Genomic DNA, 20,613 nt, shown 5'->3' on the forward strand with positions numbered 1-20,613 from the left:
TTCGTTCACTTTCGAACACCCGCACGATGGACGTCGTGGTAGAATCGGGTTCGACCTGAAACCGTCCGTCGTGGTCGCGACGAGCGGTTTGGCCACCCGAGATGGCACAGAACGAGCGCACGTTCGACCGACATCGTCGACGTCGGACGACAGTCTAGATACCCTTTCAGAGCGTCTCACTGGGTTGTTACTCGTCTCTCGAGCCGTTTTCGACGTTCGACGAATCCAGGGGCAGACGTTCCTGCACCCCCCCGTTTCAGGTGGACTCCCGACTCGAACGGGTAGGTGAAAGACAACTATTATTACCCTCCTGTTCCTCTGGTTCGTTTGCATCAACTGGACGGTTCGACATCGCTTTCTCTACGCAATCTCCGATGTATTGCGGTGTCACGTCCGCTCGCACGGGATGAGGAAACTGACTCCAGTCGAAATGAAGGGGTACAACGATAGATGACCGACACCGACGACGATTCCGACGCAGAGCCTACAGACCGACACAGTTCGACGTCGATAGAGACCTCCAGGGACTTCAGCGTGGACCTGGACGACGTAGTCCTCGACGACGACGACGATTCGCAGGGGCTGTTCGACGACCTCCTCAGTGGTGAGCCGATATTCGAGAACAAGGAAGTTCTTCGGCCATCGTACACCCCACACGAACTTCCTCACCGGAAAGAACAGATAAACAAGATGGCGACCATCCTGGTCGCCGCGCTCCGCGGAGAGACCCCATCGAACATCCTCATCTACGGGAAGACGGGCACGGGAAAGACCGCGAGTGCGAAGTTCGTCTCGAACGAACTCGAGAGCACCTCGAAGAAGTACGAGGTCCCGTGCTCGGTCGAGTACATCAACTGTGAGGTGACGGACACCCAGTACCGGGTTCTCGCCCAGCTGGCGAACAAGTTCATCGACGAGAACGAGACCATCATCGAACAGCGAATCGAGGACCTCGAGGAACTGCTGTCTTCGGCCGAGTCGGCCGATCAGTCGGCGGGGAACGACCACACTGGCCCACTCGCGGACACAGAGTTCGACTCGCCAGCGGAGGTACGAGAGCGGATCGAGGACCTCGAGGACGACGTCGACGGCTTCGAGAGCGTACCGATGACCGGGTGGCCGACCGACCGGGTCTACAGCGTCTTCTTCGACGCCGTCGACTACGAGGAGCGCGTCGTCGTCATCATGCTCGACGAGATAGACAAACTCGTCGAGAAGTCGGGCGACGACACGCTGTACAACCTCTCGCGGATGAACTCCGAACTGGAGAACTCGCGTGTGAGCATCATGGGCATCTCGAACGACCTGAAGTTCACCGACTTCCTCGACCCCCGCGTCAAGTCCAGCCTGGGCGAGGAGGAGATCGTCTTCCCGCCGTACGACGCCAATCAGCTCCGCGACATCCTCCAGCACCGCGCGGACGTCGCGTTCAAGGGCGACACACTGACCGACGAGGTCATCCCGCTGTGTGCGGCGTTCGCGGCACAGGAACATGGCGACGCCCGGCGTGCACTCGACCTCCTCCGGACGGCGGGTGAACTAGCCGAACGCTCCCAGTCCGAGCGCGTCGACGAGAAACACGTCCGGAAGGCACAGGACAAGATCGAACTCGACAGGGTGGTCGAGGTCGTCCGAACCCTTCCGACCCAGAGCAAACTCGTCCTCTTCTCCATCATCCTCCTCGAATCCAACGGCGTCCACAACATCAACACCGGCGAGGTGTTCAACATCTACAAGCGACTCTGCGAAGAGATAGACGCCGACGTGCTGACCCAGCGCCGCGTGACCGACCTCATCTCCGAACTCGACATGCTCGGTATCGTCAACGCAGTCGTCGTCTCGAAGGGGCGGTACGGCCGCACCAAGGAGATCTCGCTCTCGGTCCCCATCGACGAGACCGAGGCAGTCCTGCTGAGCGACTCGCGACTGGGCGACATCGAGGAGATACAGCCGTTCGTTCAGGCGCGATTCGAGAACTGACGGCGCGAGCGATTTCTGAAGGAGTAACTCAAGACCTACAGCCAGCCGTTTCGTTGTGACACCACGGCACCGACCCCGGCCACAGTAAGCCCGAGCGACAGCCGAAGTCCGGCGACCATCGGCCCGGTTCCGGCACCGATGGCGGTGGCCGCCTGTGCCTGTGCGAACTTCAGCCGGACCCAGCCGAGCCACGGGATACGGACCTTCGCCTTCCCACGGATCCACTCGGGCCGAACGACGTTACTCTGGCCGCCGACCTGGTCGTACTCGGGATTTGCGTCGCCCTTCGTGATGAACCCGGCGTGCTGGGCGGGGCAGGCCTGAACCTCCGAACACTCATCGTGGTCGGCCCGCCGTTCACCGGCACGGTACAGGTAGTCGACGTTCGCCTTCCCGGTGCCACCTTCCGATTCTGGGTCGACCCAGTTCTCACCCGCGTCGACGTGGAACATCGCCCTGTGGATGATCGGAGTCTGCCGATCGCTCCCGAACGGCTGGTAGACGATGACGTTACCGTAGTTGCCGAAGCTCCAGTAGCCGTCGGTCTGTTGAGCGGTTTGGTGGGTCACGACGCCGGTATCTTCGAAGGCGCTGTCGCCGGCGTACCGGTGTTCGTCGACGATGAAGACGAGGTCGTTCCGGTACATGTGCGGCTCCATGCTTCCACTTTCGACGGCGACCAGCGGGGGCCAGACGCCGCTGATGGCGAACAGCACGAGTCCGAGGACAGCAACCGTCAGGAGACTGCTCCCGATGTCCCGGACGGTCTGGACCGCGGTGTTGTCCGTGTGAAGGAACCAGTCGAGTGCGCCGTCGTACGACTCGTCTTCGCCGCTCTGGGGAGCGGGCGCCGAGTCGGCAGCGTGGTTCCCCACGAGCCGTTCGCGTGGCTGGTCCGTTCCATTCTCGTCGACTGGCCGGTCGACGTTACTGGCCGAGTCCGCAGCACCGTTGGTCGAGTTCGAAGCGTTGCTGACGGGGTCGTCACCACCGTCAGCGTCGGACTCACCAGCGCCGGACTCACCAGCGCCGGTCTCGCTCGTCGCACCATCCTCCCCGGTCATGGGGGTCTCGTCGTCGGCCGAATCGTCGCCGACCCACTCCCAGCCGTCCGCGGGAGCGGCTGGGTCGTCCGTGCCCGGTGTGTCCTCTTCGGGCCTCGGCTCGTCGGTCCCGGGTGCTTCGTCTTCGGGACTGCGTGGGTCGCGGCGGTCGTCCGGCTCGTCGTCGTTGCCGGGTCCGGTCATCTGTGCGTCGGTTCACGCCCGGAGTCAATCAACCTTCTGTTAAGGTGACTCGGTGCTGTCGTCCGATTTCAGCGGACCGACTTCGCTACCGTCGCTCGTTCCGGCACCCTTTTGGATGCCTGCGGGAACCACAGTGATGTGCCACTGGAGGGGGCGGCCCGGGTCGTCGGCGAACTCGCGAGCCACGGCTACAACGCCGAACGAGAGGCGGTGACGCTCATCGCGCGAGCCGAAGACCCGGATGCTACCCTCCGCGCCGTCGTCGATGCTGCCGACGACGGTGCTATCAAGATAACCGCCGACGACGTCCGAGCGGTTCGGGAGTCGCTGTCAGCGGAAGGGACCGGGGGACGGTCGACCAGGAGTACGGGGGGCCGCGGTCGGACGAGTTCCTCCGCCGAGTCGGTCGAGAAGGCTGAGGCGCCTGCGTCCGAGTCTGACGCATCTGCGTTCAAGTCTGAAGCGTCTGCGTCCAAGTCTGAAGCGGCTGTGTCCCAGGCCGAGGCTTCGGCGGATTCCGCCGGAACTCAGACCGCCGCCGAGAACACGGACGCGACGACCACAGCCTCGGACCGAAACCCCTCAGTTTCGACTGGAGATGCCAGTACGGGTACGCAGAATCCGACCGACACTCCACCTGAAACAGGGGGGTCGTTCGAGCGAAGCGTCGACGATTCGTTGCGCTCCGTGGAAATCGCCGGGGACGTCACGGGCCAGAGCACGGGAACAGGGGAGTACGACGACTTCGTCACCGTGTTCCGCGACCGGTACGACAAGCTCTCCGCGAAGCTCCGCGGGCGGGTCAACCACCGTCCGACCAGTGCAATCGAGTCGATGCCCGGCGGGAGCGAGGTCGCACTCGTCGGCATGGTCAACGACATCCGGTCGACCGCGTCGGGCCACTGGCTCGTCGAACTGGAGGACACGAAGGGGACGTTCCCGTGTCTCGTGATGAAGGACCGGGACATCGCCCAGCTCGTCGAGGAGCTGCTGTGCGACGAGGTCATCGCCATCGAGGGGACGCTGTCGGACGACGCGGGCATCGTCTTCGTCGACTCGCTGTACTTCCCGGACGTCCCACGAACCTACGAACCGTCCTACGCGGACCGTCACGTCCAGGCGGCGCTCATCTCCGACGTCCACGTCGGCTCGCAGGAGTTCATGCACGACGAGTGGGACCAGTTCTGCAACTGGCTCCATAGCCCCGAGGCCGAACACGTCGAGTACATGCTCATCGCAGGCGACATGGTCGAGGGCGTCGGCGTCTACCCGAATCAGGACGAAGAGCTCGACGTCGTCGACATCTACGAGCAGTACGAGTCGTTCAACGAGAAGCTCAAACAGGTGCCCGGCGACCTCGAGATAGTCATGATTCCCGGCAACCACGACGCGGTCCGTCTCGCCGAGCCACAGCCGGGATTCGACGAAGAGCTCCGGAACATCATGTCCGCCCACGACGCCCGCATCACGGGCAACCCCTCCACCGTCACCATCGAGGGCGTCTCCGTGCTGATGTACCACGGCGTTTCGCTCGACGAGGTCATCGCGGAGCTCCCCGAGGACAAGGCGAGCTACGACGAGCCCCACAAGGCGATGTACCAGCTCCTGAAGAAGCGACACGTCGCCCCGCAGTACGGAGGCCACACCCGCGTCGCCCCCGAGGAGAAGGACTACCTCGTCATCGACGACGTACCCGACATCTTCCACACGGGCCACGTCCACAAGCTCGGCTTCGGAAAGTACCACAACGTACTCGCCATCAACTCCGGCTGCTGGCAGTCCCAGACCGACTTCCAGAAGTCCGTCAATATCCAGCCCGACGCCGGCTACGCGCCGATCGTCGACCTCGACACGCTCGACGTCACGGTGCGGAAGTTCTCCTGAGCAGCCTGTAGACCTCCGTCCCGTCGCCTCTTCTGAACCTGTCCTTCGGTCCCGTCTGAACCTGTCCTTCGGTCCCGTCTGAACCTGTCCTTCGGTCCCGTCTGAACCTGTCCTTCGGTCCCGTCCGAACCTGTCCTTGGGTACCACACATGTTGTGCACGGGCCGTGCACGTTGGCTCTCGCCTTTTCCGTCGGACTCTCGTACCGCCGGCCGATGACCCAGAACCACGACGTGTTGTTCGACGAGTTCGCGTTCGACGGAGTGTCGCTGGACAACCGCGTCGGTCTCGCGCCGATGACCCGCGCGAGCGCCACGGAGGACGGCCGAGCAACCGAGCGGATGACCCGCTACTACGCCAAGTTCGCCCGCGGTGGCTTCGGCTTCCTCGTCACAGAGGGGACTTACGTCGACCAGCGGCACAGCCAGGGCTACCTGAACCAGCCCGGGCTCGCGACGGACGAGCAGGTCGACGCCTGGGAGCAGGTCACCGAGGCCGTCCACGACGAGGGCTCGCCCATCCTCGCCCAGCTCATGCACGCCGGCGCGCTCTCGCAGGGCAACCCGCACGCAGACGAGACGGTCGCCCCCTCGGCGGTCCAGCCGGTCGGCGAGCAGTCCGAACTGTACGGCGGCGAGGGAGAGTTCGCCACGCCGCGAGAACTGACCGTCGACGAACTCGACGAGATTCGAGACTCGTTCGTCGAGAGCGCGAAGAACGCCCACGACGCCGGCTTCGACGGCGTCGAACTCCACGCGGCGAACGGCTACCTCCTCAACGAGTTCATCGCCCGCGACGCGAATCAGCGAGACGACGAGTACGGTGGCAGCACCGAGAACCGCGTGCGTTATCCGGCCGAGGTCGTCGACTCGGTCCGAGAGGAACTCCCGGACGAGTTCGTCGTCGGTGTTCGCGTCTCCCAGACGAAGACGAACGACGGTGAGTACGAGTGGAAGGACGGTGCCGATGACGCAGCAGTCGTCTTCTCCGCACTCGCGGACGCGGGCGCGGACTTCGTCCACGTGACCGACCCGGACATCACGGCACCCGCCTTCGGTGAGGACGGGCAGACCTTCGCCGAGTTCGCCGTCGAACACGCCGAGACGACCGTCGTCGCGAACGGCGGGCTGGGCGACCCGGACGACGCAGCGGCAGTCGTCGAGGCGACCGGTGCCGACCTCGTGACGGTCGGCAAGAGCGCGCTGTCGAACCCCGACTGGCCGCAGCAGGTCGAGGCCGGCGAGGACCTCGACCCGTTCGACTTCGAGAACATCCTGCTCCCCCAGGCGACCCTCAGCGACCACGAGATACCGGACGAATCGGTCGCTCCTGCGAACGACTGACGAAGCAAGAGTCACCGCTCCGCGCTCTCTACCCGAACCGGTACCGGACCGTCTCCCCTCCCTGGAACCGCGGACCACTGCCGTCGCGCTCGAACCCGGCGCGTTCGGCGGCGTCTCTCGCCGTCTCGTCCGTCTCCGGCACCAGTAGTTCGACCGTCATGCCTTCGAGCCGTGCGAACCGGAGCGGTTCCTCCAGCAGCCTGTCGCAGGCGTCGTCGGTGCCGCCGAGGTGGGTGACGTGGACGGTGTCCTCTCGTGCGTCGAAGCTCACGAACCCCAGAAGCGGCGGCGTCGACGATTCTTCGACGTCGGCGTTCGGGTCTGTCGTCGCCGCGGCGTCGTCTTCGACGACCCGGACCGTCCGGTCGTGGACGAGGTCGCGCATCACCGACTCCGGCGCGTCGACGATGCCGGCCATGGCTACGGCGTCGTTCTCGACGGCGTCCCGTACGTTCATCGAGTGAGGATTCGCCACATGACGGGATAAAACCAGTCGCAACTCTGGGTTCCGGGACCGTCCGATGAGGGTCCTCCAACGGCTGGTGTTCGCCAGACTGCGTTCTCGTGACGGCAGTCGTGAAACGGAACCGACCAGTGGCAGGTTTTTCCCCCGATGGACATAGTTATGGCGCCCTCCCCGGTAAGGAGGGGTATGAGCGTCGTTTGTACCGACGAGGTGAACGTATGCGCGTAGTCGCCAAGTTCGGCGGCACGAGTCTCGGGAGCGGTGACCGAATCAACCGAGCGGCCGATTCGGTCGCGGCTGCCGTCCGAGAAGGCCACGAGATAGCGGTCGTCGCGAGTGCGATGGGCAACACGACAGACGACCTGCTCGACGACATCACGTTCGAGGCGAGCGAGATGGACCGCGCCGAGATCGTCAGCATGGGCGAGCGGACGTCAGTCCGGATGCTCAAGGCCGCGCTCTCGGCACGGGGTATCGACGCCGTCTTCCTCGAACCCGGCCATCCGGACTGGCCGGTCGTCGCGAACGAGAACGGCGAGGTCGACGTCGAGGAGACGAAGAAGCGCGCCGCGAAGGTCGCCGCCGACCTCGACGACGTGGTTCCGGTCATCACGGGATTCCTCGCCGAGACACCCGACGGGAGCATCACCACGCTCGGTCGCGGTGGGTCGGACACCACGGCCGTCATGCTCGGCAAGTACATGGGCGCCGACGAGGTCGTCATCGTGACCGACGTCGAGGGCGTCATGACAGGTGACCCCCACGTGGTGGAGGGGGCCCGGAACGTCGGACAGATATCCGTCGACGAGCTTCGGAACCTCTCGTTCCGCGGCGCCGAGGTCGTCGCACCGTCCGCGCTGTCGTACAAGGACGACGACCTCGCGGTGCGGGTCGTCCACTACCAGCACGGCGACCTCCTCTCCGGCGGGACCCAGATTACCGGCGAGTTCAAACACCTCGTCGACATGCTGGAGAGCCCACTCGCCTGCCTCACAATCGCCGGACGGGCTATCCGTAACCAGTCCGGGGTCTTCCACCGGCTCTCGGAGGCACTCGCGGAGTCCGACATCAACATCGACGCCGTCGCCAGCGGGATGGACTCGGTGACGTTCTACATCGACGCGGAACAGGCCGAGCGCGCCGAGAACATCCTTCACCGCGAGGTCATCGAAGACGAGAAACTCTCCTCCGTGACGGTCGAGGACGACATCGCAGTCGTCCGGGTCACGGGTGGCGAACTGCCCAACCAGCCCGGCGTCATCGCCGGCATCGTCAACCCGCTCGCCGACGCCGGCATCAACGTCCACGACCTCATCACCAGCGCGACCTCGGTCGCGATCTTCGTCGCGTGGGACGACCGCGAGAAGACCCTGGAGATAATGCAGAACCTGTTCTGAACTGACTCCGTCGTTCTTCGTGTTCTTCGTCGCGTAGCGCGACCCTGTCTCCACGGGAGAGTCGTCGAGTGAGCCAGGTTCCACGCGAAACTCGTAGAGCCAGACCGACACGTTGGTCCAACCCGTAAGGCAGTTCGACCCGAAGCGAGGGTGTGAACGTCCTCGACCTCGGCGCGGACGATACGGGAACCGACCCCATCGATACCGTGATTCGCGAGGCGGCAGAACCGGGTGAGACACTCGTGTTTCCGCCCGGTCGGTACCAGGTCGAACACCTCGGAACCCTCGACCAGGACGGGCTCGAACTCCGCGGCGACGACGCCACGCTCGTTCCGGCAGACAGGACCTCACCAGGGCTTTTCCTGTCGCTCACCGGCCGCGACCAGACGGTCTCCGGATTCGAGTACGACGTCTCGGAGTGTCGGGTCGCACCGGCCTGGCACGTCAGGTCGGACGCGACCATCCGGGAGGTCACCGTCACCGGCGACGCGAGTCTCGGCCCGGAGTACGAACCCGCGGAGTCGGGCGAGCGGTCGTGGGCGCTGTTCAACGTGAAACACGTCCCCGCCGGCTCGACCGCCCGGTTCGAGAACATCGATATGCGCCGCGGCGTCGACCGGGACGCCGACGCCCGCCGTGGCTGGTTCGTCTCCGAGTGCGACGGCCGGGTCGTGCTCGAAGACGTCCAGCTCGAACGCTGGGCCGAGAACACCGTCTACGGAACGTACGCGAACGGGACCGACCCGGACTCGCGAGCCGTCTTCCGCGGGCTCTCGCTCCGGAACACGAACGTCGGGCTGCGGACCTCGGGCGACACGCTCGTCGAGGACTCTACCTTCGTCCACGACGGTCCGGTCCCGGCCCAGCTGTGGTCGGGCGGCCGCCGCCAGCGAGGGGTCTGGGTCGAGGGCGGAAAGAGCGCGCACCCGAAGGGTACGACGACTATCCGTGACTGCGAGTTCAGGTGGACAGACGAGTACCCGGACCACGCCGGACAGCCCATCGTGTTGAATCCACCACCGAGACGAGTCGTCCTGGAGGACATCGAGATCGACAACCGCCATCCGACGTGGCCGAGCGTGGAACTCGACCCGCACGACGGCCAGCCGGTCGAGCTGGTGCTTCGAGACGTCACGATTCGACAGCGGAACGAGAGGCCGGCGTTCCGGCTCCGGGGCGACTTCGAGGTCGTCGAGGCCCGCGGAATCGAGGTCGACTGCGACGGCCCGGTCTCGAACGTGGATGTCCCGACTCTCCAGGCTGGGATCGAGTGACTGGTGACGAGTCGAGTGACTGGTAACGAGCCGACACCGGTCCACCCAAAGGTAGAACCCTCTCACCGTCGACACCCCAACCATGCACGACTACCACGTCCACTCCACCTATTCTGACGGGCGCTTTCTGACCCACATGACACACGCGGCCCAGGAGGCCGGCCTCGACGGCATCGGCTTCGCCGACCACTGTAACGTCTCCGAACGCGAGGACGACAGGACGTTCCGGGCGGCGTACGGCTTCAACCTCGACCTGACCTACGAGCGCCGCAGACACGGCATCGAGAAGGTGCGGGAGAAGGCCGACATCCGGATCTACGACGCGGTCGAGATGGACTACGACCCTCGCGACGAGGACGTAATCCGTGAATTCTTGGACGACGCCGAGTTCGACTACGCCATCGGGAGCGTCCACATGGTGGGAGAGTACAACGTGCAGGCACCGTCGCAGTTCGAAGAACTCGGCGACGCCGAACTTGACGCCGTCGTCGACGATTACTTCGACGCGCTCGTCTCGCTGGCCGAGTCGGAACTGTTCGATATCGCCGCCCACCCGGACCTCATCGAGCGGACGGCACCGCTTCGGAACCGGGCGACCCCCGACCACTACGAACGCGCCGCTGCGGCCTTCGCCGAGTCCCAGACCGTTCCCGAGATAAACGCGGGCCGGGCGCTCGCCGACGACGGTTTCGTCCATCCGGCACCCGAGTTCCTCGACGTCCTCCAGGAACACGGCATCTCCGTCACCCTCGGAACGGACTCTCACCGCCCCGACGAGATCAGCGAGCGCGCACGGTTCCTCGAGTCGTTCGCCGAGGACCGCGGTATCGAACCCGTCTCACCGCCGAGTCTGGCCGAATGAACTCCGATTCCGTAGGCTGAGAGGAATCCTGTCCCGAAGTGCCCAGTATCGTACATCCCGCCGTACTTCTGTCTTCTCGGTCCCAGACACCAGCAATTAGGACTTTCACATTTTCGCCCGTACGGGGCACCAATGACGACGTATAAATCGAAGATGGTGGAGCGGATTCATCTGCCCGCGCGAGACGAGCGTGAGGCGAACCTCGACGCGGCCGGCTACAACGTGTTCAACCTCGACTCGAACCAGGTCTTCGTCGACCTGCTCACCGACTCCGGGACGGGAACGATGTCCGACCAGCAGTGGGCGGCGATGTTCCGCGGCGACGAGTCCTACGCCGGCAGTTCGAGCTTCTCCCGGCTCGAAGACGCCGTCTCGGAGGTCATGGGCTTCTCCTACGTGGTCCCCGCCCACCAGGGTCGCGGTGCGGAGAACGCGCTCTACGGCGTCATCGCCGAGGAGGGCGATACCGTCCTGAACAACACTCACTTCGATACGACCCGAGCACACATCGCCAACCAGGGCGCAGACCCCGTCGACTGCCCAGTTCCAGAGGCACGCGACTTCGCCGCAGACGGGGCGTTCAAGGGCAACTTCGACGTCGACGCCGCGTGGGAGGTCGTCGACGAAGTTGGGGCGGACGCCATCCCCGCTGTCGTCCTGACCATCACGAACAACTCCGCGGCCGGCCAGCCCGTCTCCGTCGAGAACACCCGTGCCGTCCGCGAATTCTGTGACGAGATAGACGCGACGTTCGTCGTCGACGCCTGCCGATTCGCTGAGAACGCCTACTTCGTCACCCAGCGCGAGGACGAGTTCAAGAACGCGTCCGTCGCGGAGGTCGCCCGCGAACAGCTCTCGTACGCCGACGCGGCCGTCATGTCCGGCAAGAAGGACGGGCTCGTGAACATCGGCGGTTTCGTCGCCTGCCGCGACGAGGAGCTCTACGAGGCGGTCAAACAGCGCGGCATCCTCTACGAGGGCTTCTCCACCTACGGCGGGATGTCCGGCCGCGACATCGACGCGATGGCAGTCGGACTTCGAGAAGCGGTCGAGGAGGCGTACATCGCCGATCGCGTCGGTCAGGTCCAGTTCCTCGGCGACCTCATGGCCGAGCGCGGACTTCCGGTCTTCCAGCCGGTCGGCGGCCACGCCGTCTACCTCGACGCCGGCGAGTTCTTCCCGCACATCGACAGCGAGGACTTCCCGGGCCAGGCGCTCGTCTGCGAACTCTACCTCGAGGGTGGCGTCCGCTGCGTCGAACTGGGAAGTTTCGCCTTCCCCGGCAGCGACCGGCCCGAACTCGTCCGGATGGCCGTTCCCCGACGAACCTACCACAAGGAGCACATCGAACACGTCGTCGAGACGGCCACCGAGGTCTGGGAGCGCCGCGAGGCGGTCACCGGGCTGTCCATCACCGACGAGCCCGAGATGAAGGAGATTCGCCACTTCACGGCGGAGCTCGCGCCGCTGGCGGACTGAGCGAGTCGGCCGTTTCGCCCTTTCTTCCGGTTCTCACCGCCCCTGAGCCAGCCGATTCGCCAGCCTGTCAGGCAACCCGGCGTCGCGAATCGCCGTCTGCACACGTTGGACGTCGTACTCGACGCGTCGCTCGTCCACCGAGAGTTCGTCGAGGTCGAGTACCGAGTAGGCCGCCCGCGGGTCGCCGTCGCGTGGCTGCCCGACGCTTCCGGGGTTCATCACGACGCCTTCCGGGTAGATCTCCGTGTGCTGGACGTGAGTGTGGCCCATGACGAGGGCGCGGGCCTCCCGCAGGAGGCTCGCCGAGAACTCGTGCGGGCGGGTGTAGTGGTCGGGGTCGTCCGGGTGGCCGTGGACGACGTGGACCGTCCCATCCGCCGCGCGGCGCTCCGTCGGAAGGTCCCGTAACCAGTCGAGGTGACGGTGCGACAGCTGCTCGCGTGTGTACTCGATGGCTGCTTGCGCAAGGTCGTTGAAACTGAAACCGGTCTCGCTGGCGACCGCCCGGTCGTGATTGCCCATGACGGACGGGACGTCTCTCGCGACGAGTTCGTCGATGCACTCCGCCGGCCAGGGGCCGTAGCCGACCGTGTCGCCAGCACAGAGCAGACCGTCGACAGGTGGCATGTCCGCGAGCACGGACTCCAGCGCGGGGAGATTCCCGTGGACGTCGCTGATGACACCGTACTTCATAGCTGAACAGAGGCGGTCCAGTCGGTTAACATCACCCACTGCTGACATAGTTTCTTGTCGCTCGGACGTGCCATTCCTCGTATGGCAGACGACCCAACCGAGCCGGCGGCGCTCACCCGCGATTCCCTTCTGTTCGTCGACGACGACCACTTCGAGCGTGGAACCGTCGCGCTCGTGACCGGCGCCGGGTCGGGCATCGGACGCGCGACGGCCGTCGCACTGGCGGCGAATGGGCTGACAGTCGCGGCGACCGACCTCGACGAGGCCGGCCTGGACGGAACCATCGAGAAAGCCGATGACCTGGACGCCGACGGTGCCATCGAGCCCATCGTCGGCGACCTGACCGACGACGAGTTCCTCGAACGGGTCGTCGACGAGGCGGCCGAGTTCGGGGAGGTCCGCTACCTCGCGAACATCGCCGGTCTCCAGCACATCGACCCCGTCGACGAGTTCCCGGTCGAGAAGTTCGACCTGCTCCACGACGTGATGCTCCGGGCCCCGTTCGTCCTCTCGAAGCACGTGATTCCGCACATCCAGGCGACCGACGACGGCGTCGGCGCCATCGGGAACATGGCGTCCATCCACGGTCACGTCGCCACACAGGACAAGGTCGGCTACGTCTCAGCCAAGTTCGGCATCCGCGGCCTCACGAAGTCCATCGCCGCAGAGGGCGACGGCACCCTCCGCGCGTTCACCGTCTCGACCGGGTACGTGAAGACACCGCTCGTGACGAACCAGATTCCCGACTCCGCTCGCGAGCGCGGCATCTCGGAGCGCGAGGTCGTCGAAGACGTGATGCTCGGCGAGGCGCGGGTGAAGGAGATGATGGAGCCCGTCGAGGTCGCGAACCTGTTCACGCTCGGGTTCTCGAAGCACGGTCGTCACCTCGACGGCGGTGACCTCACCTGGGACGGCGGCCAGCTAGGGACGTACTGACCGTCGCTGTTTCCGACGACCGTCTCAGCGCTCGTCGCTGTTTCCGACGACCGTCTCAGCGCCCGTCGCCGTTCTCGACAGCCAGCTCGTACCCATCCTCGGTCGCCGCGATTCCCGCGGCACAGACCGCGTGTTCGAACTCGGCGTCGTACACCGTTGCTGCCGCGTCTGCGGCCGACTCGACGTCGAAATCGAACGCCACCGGCGTGTCCTTCTCGTAGGTCGCGACGAGCGTCGGCTCGTCGACCTGCTGGACGAGCAGGGCATCCCGGCGGACGGTCCCGATGTAGGCCTCGCCGTCTGCCATAACGCCCGCGATTCGGGGCGTGTCGTAGTCGTCCTTCTCGTAGTCGAGAGCGAGCAGTGCAGTGGCGAGCGCGTCACGGGCCGGATAGCCCATCGCCAGTTTCTCCGCAACCGGGTCGACGTGCGAGCCGTTTCCGAGGACGGTTCCCTCGTCCGTGACACGGACGCAGTTGTAGGAGACGTACGGGTTGTCCGTCTCCGGGGCGTCCGGCGTAGGACCGACCGTGAGTGTGTCCTCGCCACGCGACGTGACCTGTCTGTTCGGGAACGACCGGGAGGAGACGCGGTAGGCGCTCACTTCCGGACCGACGACGACGAATCGTCCGACGTACATACACGAGTATGTATAGAATAGCGGTAAGAAGGTGTCGATGTATGCACGAACTGGCCTTCTTCCACCGGCCAGGGGTCGACTGCCGGTCTCAGAAGATGTATCGCGGGAGCACGGTCAGAACGAGGTCGAGGCCGGTCACTCGGTGGAAGCGTCCGGGACGAAAGCGAGCCGCAGCCCTCCGCTGTCACCCGTCGACAGCTGAACGTCCCAGCCGTGTGCGATCGCGATGGACTCGACGATGTTGAGACCGAACCCGGTGCCGCCTTCGATGGTCGAATAGCCGTATTCGAACAGCCGTTCCCGCTCGGACACCGGGATACCGGGTCCGTCGTCTTCGACGAAGAATCCGCCGTCCTCGGTTCCCACCCTGACCGTCACCCCTCGCCCGGCGTACTGAATCGCGTTCCGGAACAGGTTCTCGAAGAGGGTCTGCAACCGCTCTGGATCGCCTTCGATGTCGTCGATGTCGTCGTCGACTACGAGCTGGGCGTCGGGTGCATCGACCACGTCCCAGGCGCGCTCGGCCAGCTCGGTCAGACGGACCCGTTCGAACGCCTGAACCGTCTCGCCTTCCCTCGCGAGCATCAGCAAGGATTCGATGAGGCTGTCGATGCGGTCGAGCGCCCGTTCCGTCCGCTCCAGATAATCGCCGGTCGGGTCCTTCTGGGCGAGGTCTAGGCTCACCTTCGCCGTCGCCAGGGGATTTCGCAGGTCGTGACTGAGGACGCTGGCGAACTGCCCGAGTTTCTCGACGCGACGCTGGAGCTGGCGCTCGCGCTCCATGCGTGAGGTCATATCGCGCAGCACGCAGACGAACCCACGAGGGCTGCCCGTCTCGTCCTCGACGGTCGTGAGCGTGAAGTCGACCCAGAACTGGGCACCACTCTTTTCGACGCGGCGCCCCTCTTCGTGGAACTGTCCTTCCGAGAGCGCCCGTTCGAGGTGCACCTCCGCGAGCCCGGCGTCGGCGTCTTCGGGCGTATAGAGCGCCGACACGTGCTTTCCGAGGATCTCGTCCGGTTCGTAGCCGTCGATACGTTCCGAGCCGGTGTTCCAGCTGGTTATGTACCCGTCGAGGTCCAGCCCGATGATGCCGTACTCGGTGATGGAGGCGATGAGTAGCTCGAACCGTTCGCGTTCATCCGCCAGCTGCCGAAGGACGTCCTTCTCCGTGGTGATGTCACGGACGACGCAGACCATCGTCCCGTCGTCCGCGTACGAGAGTGCGTGGCTGGTCAGCACCGGACTCCCGTCCTTTCGCCGATGGATGGTCTCACCGGTCCACCGACCGACAGGGGGAATCGCGGGTATGATCTCGTCGTAAACCGCCTGGACGTCCTCCGGCGCGTAGATGACCTCCCAGTGCCGGCCGACCAGCTCCTCCGGCGCGTAACCGAACAGGTCGGCGTAGGCCGCGTTGACGTAGATGAACGTCCCGTCGGTATCGAGGATGCTGATGCCTTCGCGTGCGGTCTCGAGGGCCTGCAACCGCTGCTGGACCGTCTCTTCGGTGCGGTGTTTATCGACGAACTGCTCGATGTGCTTCGCAAGCAGCGCGTACGACTCGCCCCCGCGCTTCTGGACGTAGTCGGTCACGCCCGCCGAGATCGCATCCGAGGCCACCTCCTCGGTCCCTTTGCCCGTGAACAGGATGAACGGAATGTCGCTATCGAGCTCACGCACCGCCTGCAAGAACGCCAGGCCGTCCATGATGGGCATGGCGAAGTCGCTCACGATGCAGTCGACGGAACCGTCCGCCAACAGCGTGAGTGCCTCCGTCGCGCTCTCGACGGACTGGACGACCAGTCCGTCGCACTCACGCTCGAGCCACGTCTTCGTCAGGTCCAACACTTCTGCGTCGTCGTCGACATGGAGGACACGGATCTCCCGACCCCCTCCTCCGCCTGCTCTCGTGGGTGCGTGCCCACTTTCCACGCTCATCTCGTCACTCTGTAGGTTGTCAGTGTGGGTAAGAATGGCGCCCAGCCGATACTGGCTCCGTGCGGCCTGAAGGGCCGAGTATCGACGCTCTACCTCGCGGAGGGAACGACGTGGGAGTATCTGCCACTGTCTTCGAGATTCGCAACACTCTTTACCACCCAAGCGATACCTATTGTTGCTTACCTAGTTCCATGGGGTAGTGGCCAATCCTGTTGCCTTCTGGGGGCAACGACCCAGGTTCGAATCCTGGTGGAACTACTTCCGTTCTCCGAACGACCCACGTTTCCACTGTAGACGGTAACCTCCACCGTACTCCGTTTTCCACCCGAAACGAAGGGGTATCTCCGACACCAACACCCATATTTCGTTGCATTACTTACGAACGCGCATATGAAACGGCGTACGTTCCTCTCCGGTGTCGGTGTGTCGCTCACCGGACTGGCCGGCTGTCTCGGTGGCGGCGGCGGCAGCGGCGACGACAAGATCCTCGTCGTCGACGGTGAGACGATCTACCTCACACCCGTCGACAAGACCTACGAGTGGTACAAGAACGGCGAGGCCAAGTTCGCCGACGCCCGCGGTGAATCGGCCTACCAATCCTCCCACATCGAGGGTGCGGTCAGCTCGCCGGCGAACTCGCCCATCTCGAACTCGCCGGTGGAGAAGTGGTCGAAAGACCAGAAGATCGTCTGCTACTGTGGCTGTCCACACCACCTGTCCTCCGTTCGGGCCGCCGAACTCCAGAAGGCGGGCTACAAGGACGTTTCCGTCATCGACGAAGGCTTCTACGAGTGGCAAGAGCGCGGCTACCCGGTGACGGGCTCGTCGAACTCGAGCAAGTACGAGATCCGCGGTCAGACAGACGCCTCGTTCGAGGGGGAGACGGTGATGCTCAGGTGGCAGTCCGCGAATGGGATGGAACCCCTCGAGGCAGCGTTCGTCGAACCGGACGGCTCGTACGCGATGACCGTTCACTTCGACGGCGTGACGCCGGAATCGGTCGTGTCGCTGGAGGCACCCGACTACAGCGTGGAGACGACGCTCGGTGCGTTGACGACCCAGGTGGTGACGGCGGACTCCGTAGAGTCGCTCGAACGGCCGAAGAAGTAGACGTTCCCGAAGAGGTCGGGGTGAGCGGAGCCCGAGCTGGAGTGTTCGGCGATTCGCCGGTACCGTTCGAACTGACACTGATTCTTGCGCTGCGAGCGGTGCCGCCGACGCCCGTGGTGTCGTCCACGGCGAGCACACCGTGCCCATCCGGCGTCGAGAGGGTGGACACCACGTCGACGACCCGTAGACCGTCGAGCTGCGCCGTTCCGACAGTGGACAGTTCGTTCTCGAAGCGTGAGGTGGACAGCTCGCTACCCGCATCCCGGAGTCGTTCAGACAGCGACGTCGTCATCGCCTCGCTGGTCATCAGCCCGTCGCCTTGGTCTGTTCGAGCAGACAGGCGATGGTGCAGTAGTAGTGGCGTATCTGCTGGGTCGAACCCTTGTACTCCATCGGTTTCACCACCTCGATGTGGGTGTCGGTCGCTTCGTCGATCTCGTCGGTACAGCGGTTGCAGTTCGGCATCGTAGTGGACCTCGGTCTAATCATCCGTCCCCAATCGTTCGTGACGGCGTGCCACAGTGTTGTGTCTCAACTGCCTTTGAGTTGTCGGCTATTTATTCGACTTTCACGGGCGCGTGATGGCGCTCAGTCGATAGACTCGGTGTGGTCACCTGTCGCTCCTGCCCGTCCGGTGGCCACGGCGTTGTACGTCGCGCCCAGAAGCAGGACGACGCCGGTGAAGTACAGCCAGGTGACGAACAGGAGGATGCTCGCGATGAGGTTCCCACCGCCGCCGGTGAGAGTGACGTACGCCTGAAACAGCACCTGCAACACCGTCCAGCCGACAGCGCCGATTATCGCCCCCGGGAGCACGTCTCGAGGTTCGACGTCGATGTCCGGGAAGAGGTAGTACATCGGGAAGAACGCGACGACGAGGGCGACGACGAGTACCAGGGGGACTACGGCCCCGATGAACGGGACAGCCGAGAGAAACGCGACGACGCTGGTTGCGCCGACCATCGCGACGATTCCGACCGTGAGGCTACAGAGTATCAGCAGACTCTTCTTTATCTGCCCGACGAACGACTCTGCTGCAGTCGTCTCGTAGATCTCCGAGAATGCGGTATCGAGTCCACGAAACACCTTGATGGCACCCCAGACGAGGGTGAGTACCCCGATGAGAGACGCGCCGACGGTCGATCCAGTACCAGCTGTGCTCTGCTGTTCTATCATCACTTCGATGACCCCGCCGACCGCCGGAGAGACGTTGGTCGTGGTAACTTCGACGATGCGCTCCTGGAGCTCGGGAGCGCCGAAGACGGAGACGGCGAGGAAGAAGAACATCACCAGTGGGACGAGTGAGACGAACGCGCTGTAGGCGATACTCCCGGCGAGGAACGTGACGTTCTTCTCGCTGAAGAGGGTCCGAGTCGCCTTCGCTCGCGAGACGACCAGCTCGATATCCATATCGAACCTGTCTCGTTCAGGCAACGTAATTGAGAGGTTTACGGAAGGTGCGTCTCCCGACCGCATCGAAGAACTCGGCGCGAAAACTTCGCTGGAGAACGCTATGGTTCGGCCGAACCGCCACGAAACAGTCGTGAAAACGACACTGTAACTGACCGTTTCACCCGTTCTCGGGTCGGGGTGTGTCAGTTAATCTCGACGAAATCGCACGCCTCAGTTCGTCAGAAGCGGATCTACTTCCTCCTTCTACGCAGCCGAGCAGCGCGTGGTCAGTCGGCCCGTCGCTGGGAAAGCAACGGTCGGGATACAGTTCCGGCATGTCGTGGGCTACCATTCCACGCTCTACCGACTTCATAACAAACCGCCACTCGCTCGAAGGTCGAGGTACATGGCAGTCAGCGACGCCACCCGGCGAACGTCGGTCGACCTCCTGTGGGCCATCGCCTTGCTCTTGTTCGGGGTCCTCGACGTCGCGATAACGGTGGCTGCGCTCGACCTCGGCGTCGCCGGAGAGGGGAACCCCCTGGTACAGGGGGCGCTACACCAGCACGGACTGGTCGTCCTGCCCGTCTGGAAGGCGGCGGTTCTGGTCGGCTTCTACACCGTCTACCGACAGATGCCCGCGCCGTACGACGTCGGCGTTCCGGCGGGGCTGGCGATAACTGGCTGTGGCGTGATGGCGTGGAACGTGGCGTTGCTGGCGGTGTCGGTCCCGTAGCTGGATACGGTGCTCCCGTCTCCCGGTTCCCGCCGCCCACACCGTCAGGGAATCTTGGCTGCGAGCTCCACTCCCCTGACCTCGAACCGGGCACCGCCATCGGCCGACGACGTCACCGTGAGCGTCCACCCGTGTGCGTCGGCGATCTCTCGAACGATACCGAGGCCGAGACCGGAGCCGTCCTCGCTCGTCGAGTAGCCGTCCTCGAAGACCCGCTCTCTGTCCGCTGGCGGTATACCCGGCCCGTCGTCCGCGACGTAGAAGCCCTCCGGGAGTGAGCCGACCCGCACCGAAACGTCCGGTCGTTCGTTGGGGACGTCTGGCTCTTCGTTTGGGACGGATGCCCCTGGTGTCGTGGAGTGTTCGACGGCCGGCACAGCTAGCGTCGTGGAGTGGTCTACCGCGTTCCGGAAGAGGTTCTCGAGGAGTACGACCAGCCGACTCCTGTCGGCGACGATCTCTGGTCCATCGAGGGCATCGTGACAGACCTCGACGTTCGCCTCGAACGTCTCTTCGACGTCGTTCACGACCTCTCGAAGCGAAACTGGCTCTCCCGCCTGGATGACTCGCCCCTCGCGTGCGAGCGTCAGGGTCTCGTCGATGCGGGCTTCCATCCGTTCGAGAGCATCCGCTGCTTTCTCGAGATGCTCAGAGTCGACCGAGTCACGAGCGAGTTCGAGGCGGAGGCTCGCGACCGTCAGCGGACTCCGCAGGTCGTGGCTCACCTGCTGTGCGAACTCGCTCAACCGGTCGTTCTCCGCCCGTAGTCGCTCGCACCTGTCCGTGGTCGACTGCAGCTCTTCCTGAAGGCGTTCGGTAACCCCACGAACCGCGGCGATGAGCGCTTCGGAGAACGCCGTCGACTGCCCGTCGAGGAGCTCGAGCAGCGGACGGACCTCGTCGAACGCTGGCCCTCGTGTCACCACGTCCTCGTCCCTGTTCCAGTTGACGAGACCGTGTTCGACCAGCAGTGGAAGGTGGGTACGATACATCTCCGTTTCGACCGACACCCGTTCGGCGGGCGAGGTACCCATGTCCGTCGCGATGCCGAGACGCCGTTCTGGATTCCCGTGGAGAAGGCGGACCAGTAACTGTCTACGGTCGTCGTTCTCGAGCACCGACAGCCACTCCGTTCCGCCCATGCAATGTGTTGGGTACAGCGAGGGGAATGCGACACTCTCACATCCACCACAGTATATATACCAGAAGTAAGAAATGGCGGATTCGAAACTGG

At 64.4% G+C, this 20,613-nt stretch carries 18 protein-coding genes and 1 tRNA gene; 11 read left to right on the forward strand and 8 right to left on the reverse strand.

The genetic code is table 11. The features are described 5' to 3' along the window. Window positions 1–450: 450 nt before the first annotated feature. Entirely contained in the window at window positions 451–1,980 is a 1,530-nt protein-coding gene (locus ACSC1Y_RS08455; protein ID WP_435334343.1) for a Cdc6/Cdc18 family protein, read from the forward strand. A gap of 35 nt (window positions 1,981–2,015) precedes the next feature. Here the strand turns inward: ACSC1Y_RS08455 and ACSC1Y_RS08460 are convergent, their stop codons facing one another. Further along, window positions 2,016–3,227 carry a S24/S26 family peptidase gene (locus tag ACSC1Y_RS08460; protein ID WP_435334344.1) on the reverse strand — a complete coding sequence of 404 codons (1,212 nt, stop codon included), beginning with the start codon at window positions 3,225–3,227 and terminating at the stop codon, window positions 2,016–2,018. Between the two features lie 138 nt (window positions 3,228–3,365). Between ACSC1Y_RS08460 and ACSC1Y_RS08465 the strand changes: the two genes are divergently transcribed. Both ACSC1Y_RS08465 and ACSC1Y_RS08470 read left to right on the forward strand, forming a co-directional pair. Beyond that, window positions 3,366–5,111 carry a DNA-directed DNA polymerase II small subunit gene (locus tag ACSC1Y_RS08465; protein ID WP_435334345.1) on the forward strand — a complete coding sequence of 582 codons (1,746 nt, stop codon included), beginning with the start codon at window positions 3,366–3,368 and terminating at the stop codon, window positions 5,109–5,111. Between the two features lie 214 nt (window positions 5,112–5,325). After that, window positions 5,326–6,453 (forward strand): oxidoreductase, encoded by a 1,128-nt coding sequence (locus tag ACSC1Y_RS08470; protein WP_435334346.1) that lies wholly within the window; start codon window positions 5,326–5,328, stop codon window positions 6,451–6,453. A 28-nt stretch (window positions 6,454–6,481) separates the two neighbouring features. Here ACSC1Y_RS08470 and ACSC1Y_RS08475 read toward each other — a convergent pair whose 3' ends face one another. Then, the gene (locus ACSC1Y_RS08475) at window positions 6,482–6,910 is read right to left on the reverse strand and encodes a hypothetical protein (RefSeq protein WP_435334347.1); all 429 of its coding nucleotides are present in this window, start codon (window positions 6,908–6,910) and stop codon (window positions 6,482–6,484) included. 227 nt (window positions 6,911–7,137) lie between these two features. Here ACSC1Y_RS08475 and ACSC1Y_RS08480 point away from each other — a divergent pair, with 227 nt between their 5' ends. The 4 genes from ACSC1Y_RS08480 (at window position 7,138) to ACSC1Y_RS08495 (ending at window position 11,931) form a co-directional block, all read left to right on the forward strand. After that, the gene (locus ACSC1Y_RS08480; protein ID WP_435334348.1) at window positions 7,138–8,316 is read left to right on the forward strand and encodes an aspartate kinase; all 1,179 of its coding nucleotides are present in this window, start codon (window positions 7,138–7,140) and stop codon (window positions 8,314–8,316) included. A 152-nt stretch (window positions 8,317–8,468) separates the two neighbouring features. Further along, window positions 8,469–9,590 carry a right-handed parallel beta-helix repeat-containing protein gene (locus ACSC1Y_RS08485; RefSeq protein ID WP_435334349.1) on the forward strand — a complete coding sequence of 374 codons (1,122 nt, stop codon included), beginning with the start codon at window positions 8,469–8,471 and terminating at the stop codon, window positions 9,588–9,590. An 82-nt stretch (window positions 9,591–9,672) separates the two neighbouring features. Next, window positions 9,673–10,452, forward strand: a complete 780-nt coding sequence (locus ACSC1Y_RS08490; protein WP_435334351.1) for a PHP domain-containing protein — start codon at window positions 9,673–9,675, stop codon at window positions 10,450–10,452. Between the two features lie 132 nt (window positions 10,453–10,584). Continuing rightward, window positions 10,585–11,931 carry a tryptophanase gene (locus tag ACSC1Y_RS08495; protein ID WP_435334353.1) on the forward strand — a complete coding sequence of 449 codons (1,347 nt, stop codon included), beginning with the start codon at window positions 10,585–10,587 and terminating at the stop codon, window positions 11,929–11,931. Window positions 11,932–11,964: 33 nt separating this feature from the next. On the opposite strand, the gene ACSC1Y_RS08500 is transcribed toward ACSC1Y_RS08495, so the two are convergent. Further along, window positions 11,965–12,624, reverse strand: a complete 660-nt coding sequence (locus tag ACSC1Y_RS08500; protein WP_435334354.1) for a metallophosphoesterase family protein — start codon at window positions 12,622–12,624, stop codon at window positions 11,965–11,967. Window positions 12,625–12,705: 81 nt separating this feature from the next. Between ACSC1Y_RS08500 and ACSC1Y_RS08505 the strand changes: the two genes are divergently transcribed. Further along, entirely contained in the window at window positions 12,706–13,560 is an 855-nt protein-coding gene (locus ACSC1Y_RS08505; protein ID WP_435334355.1) for an SDR family NAD(P)-dependent oxidoreductase, read from the forward strand. 55 nt (window positions 13,561–13,615) lie between these two features. On the opposite strand, the gene ACSC1Y_RS08510 is transcribed toward ACSC1Y_RS08505, so the two are convergent. Together ACSC1Y_RS08510 and ACSC1Y_RS08515 are read right to left on the reverse strand one after the other, a co-directional pair. After that, a complete protein-coding gene (locus tag ACSC1Y_RS08510; protein ID WP_435334356.1) occupies window positions 13,616–14,200 on the reverse strand; it encodes an IMP cyclohydrolase in 585 nt (194 codons plus the stop codon). Window positions 14,201–14,335: 135 nt separating this feature from the next. Beyond that, a complete protein-coding gene (locus tag ACSC1Y_RS08515) occupies window positions 14,336–16,141 on the reverse strand; it encodes a PAS domain S-box protein (protein WP_435334357.1) in 1,806 nt (601 codons plus the stop codon). 185 nt (window positions 16,142–16,326) lie between these two features. Between ACSC1Y_RS08515 and ACSC1Y_RS08520 the strand changes: the two genes are divergently transcribed. Both ACSC1Y_RS08520 and ACSC1Y_RS08525 read left to right on the forward strand, forming a co-directional pair. After that, a tRNA-Gln gene (locus ACSC1Y_RS08520) sits at window positions 16,327–16,399 on the forward strand. A gap of 132 nt (window positions 16,400–16,531) precedes the next feature. After that, on the forward strand, window positions 16,532–17,251 hold the full coding sequence (locus ACSC1Y_RS08525) for a rhodanese-like domain-containing protein (RefSeq protein ID WP_435334358.1): 720 nt from the start codon (window positions 16,532–16,534) through the stop codon (window positions 17,249–17,251). 306 nt (window positions 17,252–17,557) lie between these two features. Here ACSC1Y_RS08525 and ACSC1Y_RS08530 read toward each other — a convergent pair whose 3' ends face one another. Beyond that, a complete protein-coding gene (locus ACSC1Y_RS08530; RefSeq protein WP_435334359.1) occupies window positions 17,558–17,716 on the reverse strand; it encodes a hypothetical protein in 159 nt (52 codons plus the stop codon). Window positions 17,717–17,839: 123 nt separating this feature from the next. After that, entirely contained in the window at window positions 17,840–18,661 is an 822-nt protein-coding gene (locus tag ACSC1Y_RS08535; protein ID WP_435334360.1) for a YihY/virulence factor BrkB family protein, read from the reverse strand. A gap of 388 nt (window positions 18,662–19,049) precedes the next feature. On the opposite strand from ACSC1Y_RS08535, the gene ACSC1Y_RS08540 reads away from it, so the two are divergent. Next, window positions 19,050–19,379 (forward strand): DUF5658 family protein, encoded by a 330-nt coding sequence (locus ACSC1Y_RS08540; protein ID WP_435334361.1) that lies wholly within the window; start codon window positions 19,050–19,052, stop codon window positions 19,377–19,379. A gap of 44 nt (window positions 19,380–19,423) precedes the next feature. On the opposite strand, the gene ACSC1Y_RS08545 is transcribed toward ACSC1Y_RS08540, so the two are convergent. Continuing rightward, window positions 19,424–20,521 (reverse strand): sensor histidine kinase, encoded by a 1,098-nt coding sequence (locus tag ACSC1Y_RS08545; protein WP_435334362.1) that lies wholly within the window; start codon window positions 20,519–20,521, stop codon window positions 19,424–19,426. Between the last annotated feature and the right edge of the window lie 92 nt (window positions 20,522–20,613).

This window comes from Haloarchaeobius lipolyticus (assembly GCF_051208015.1).
Lineage (GTDB): Archaea > Halobacteriota > Halobacteria > Halobacteriales > Natrialbaceae > Haloarchaeobius.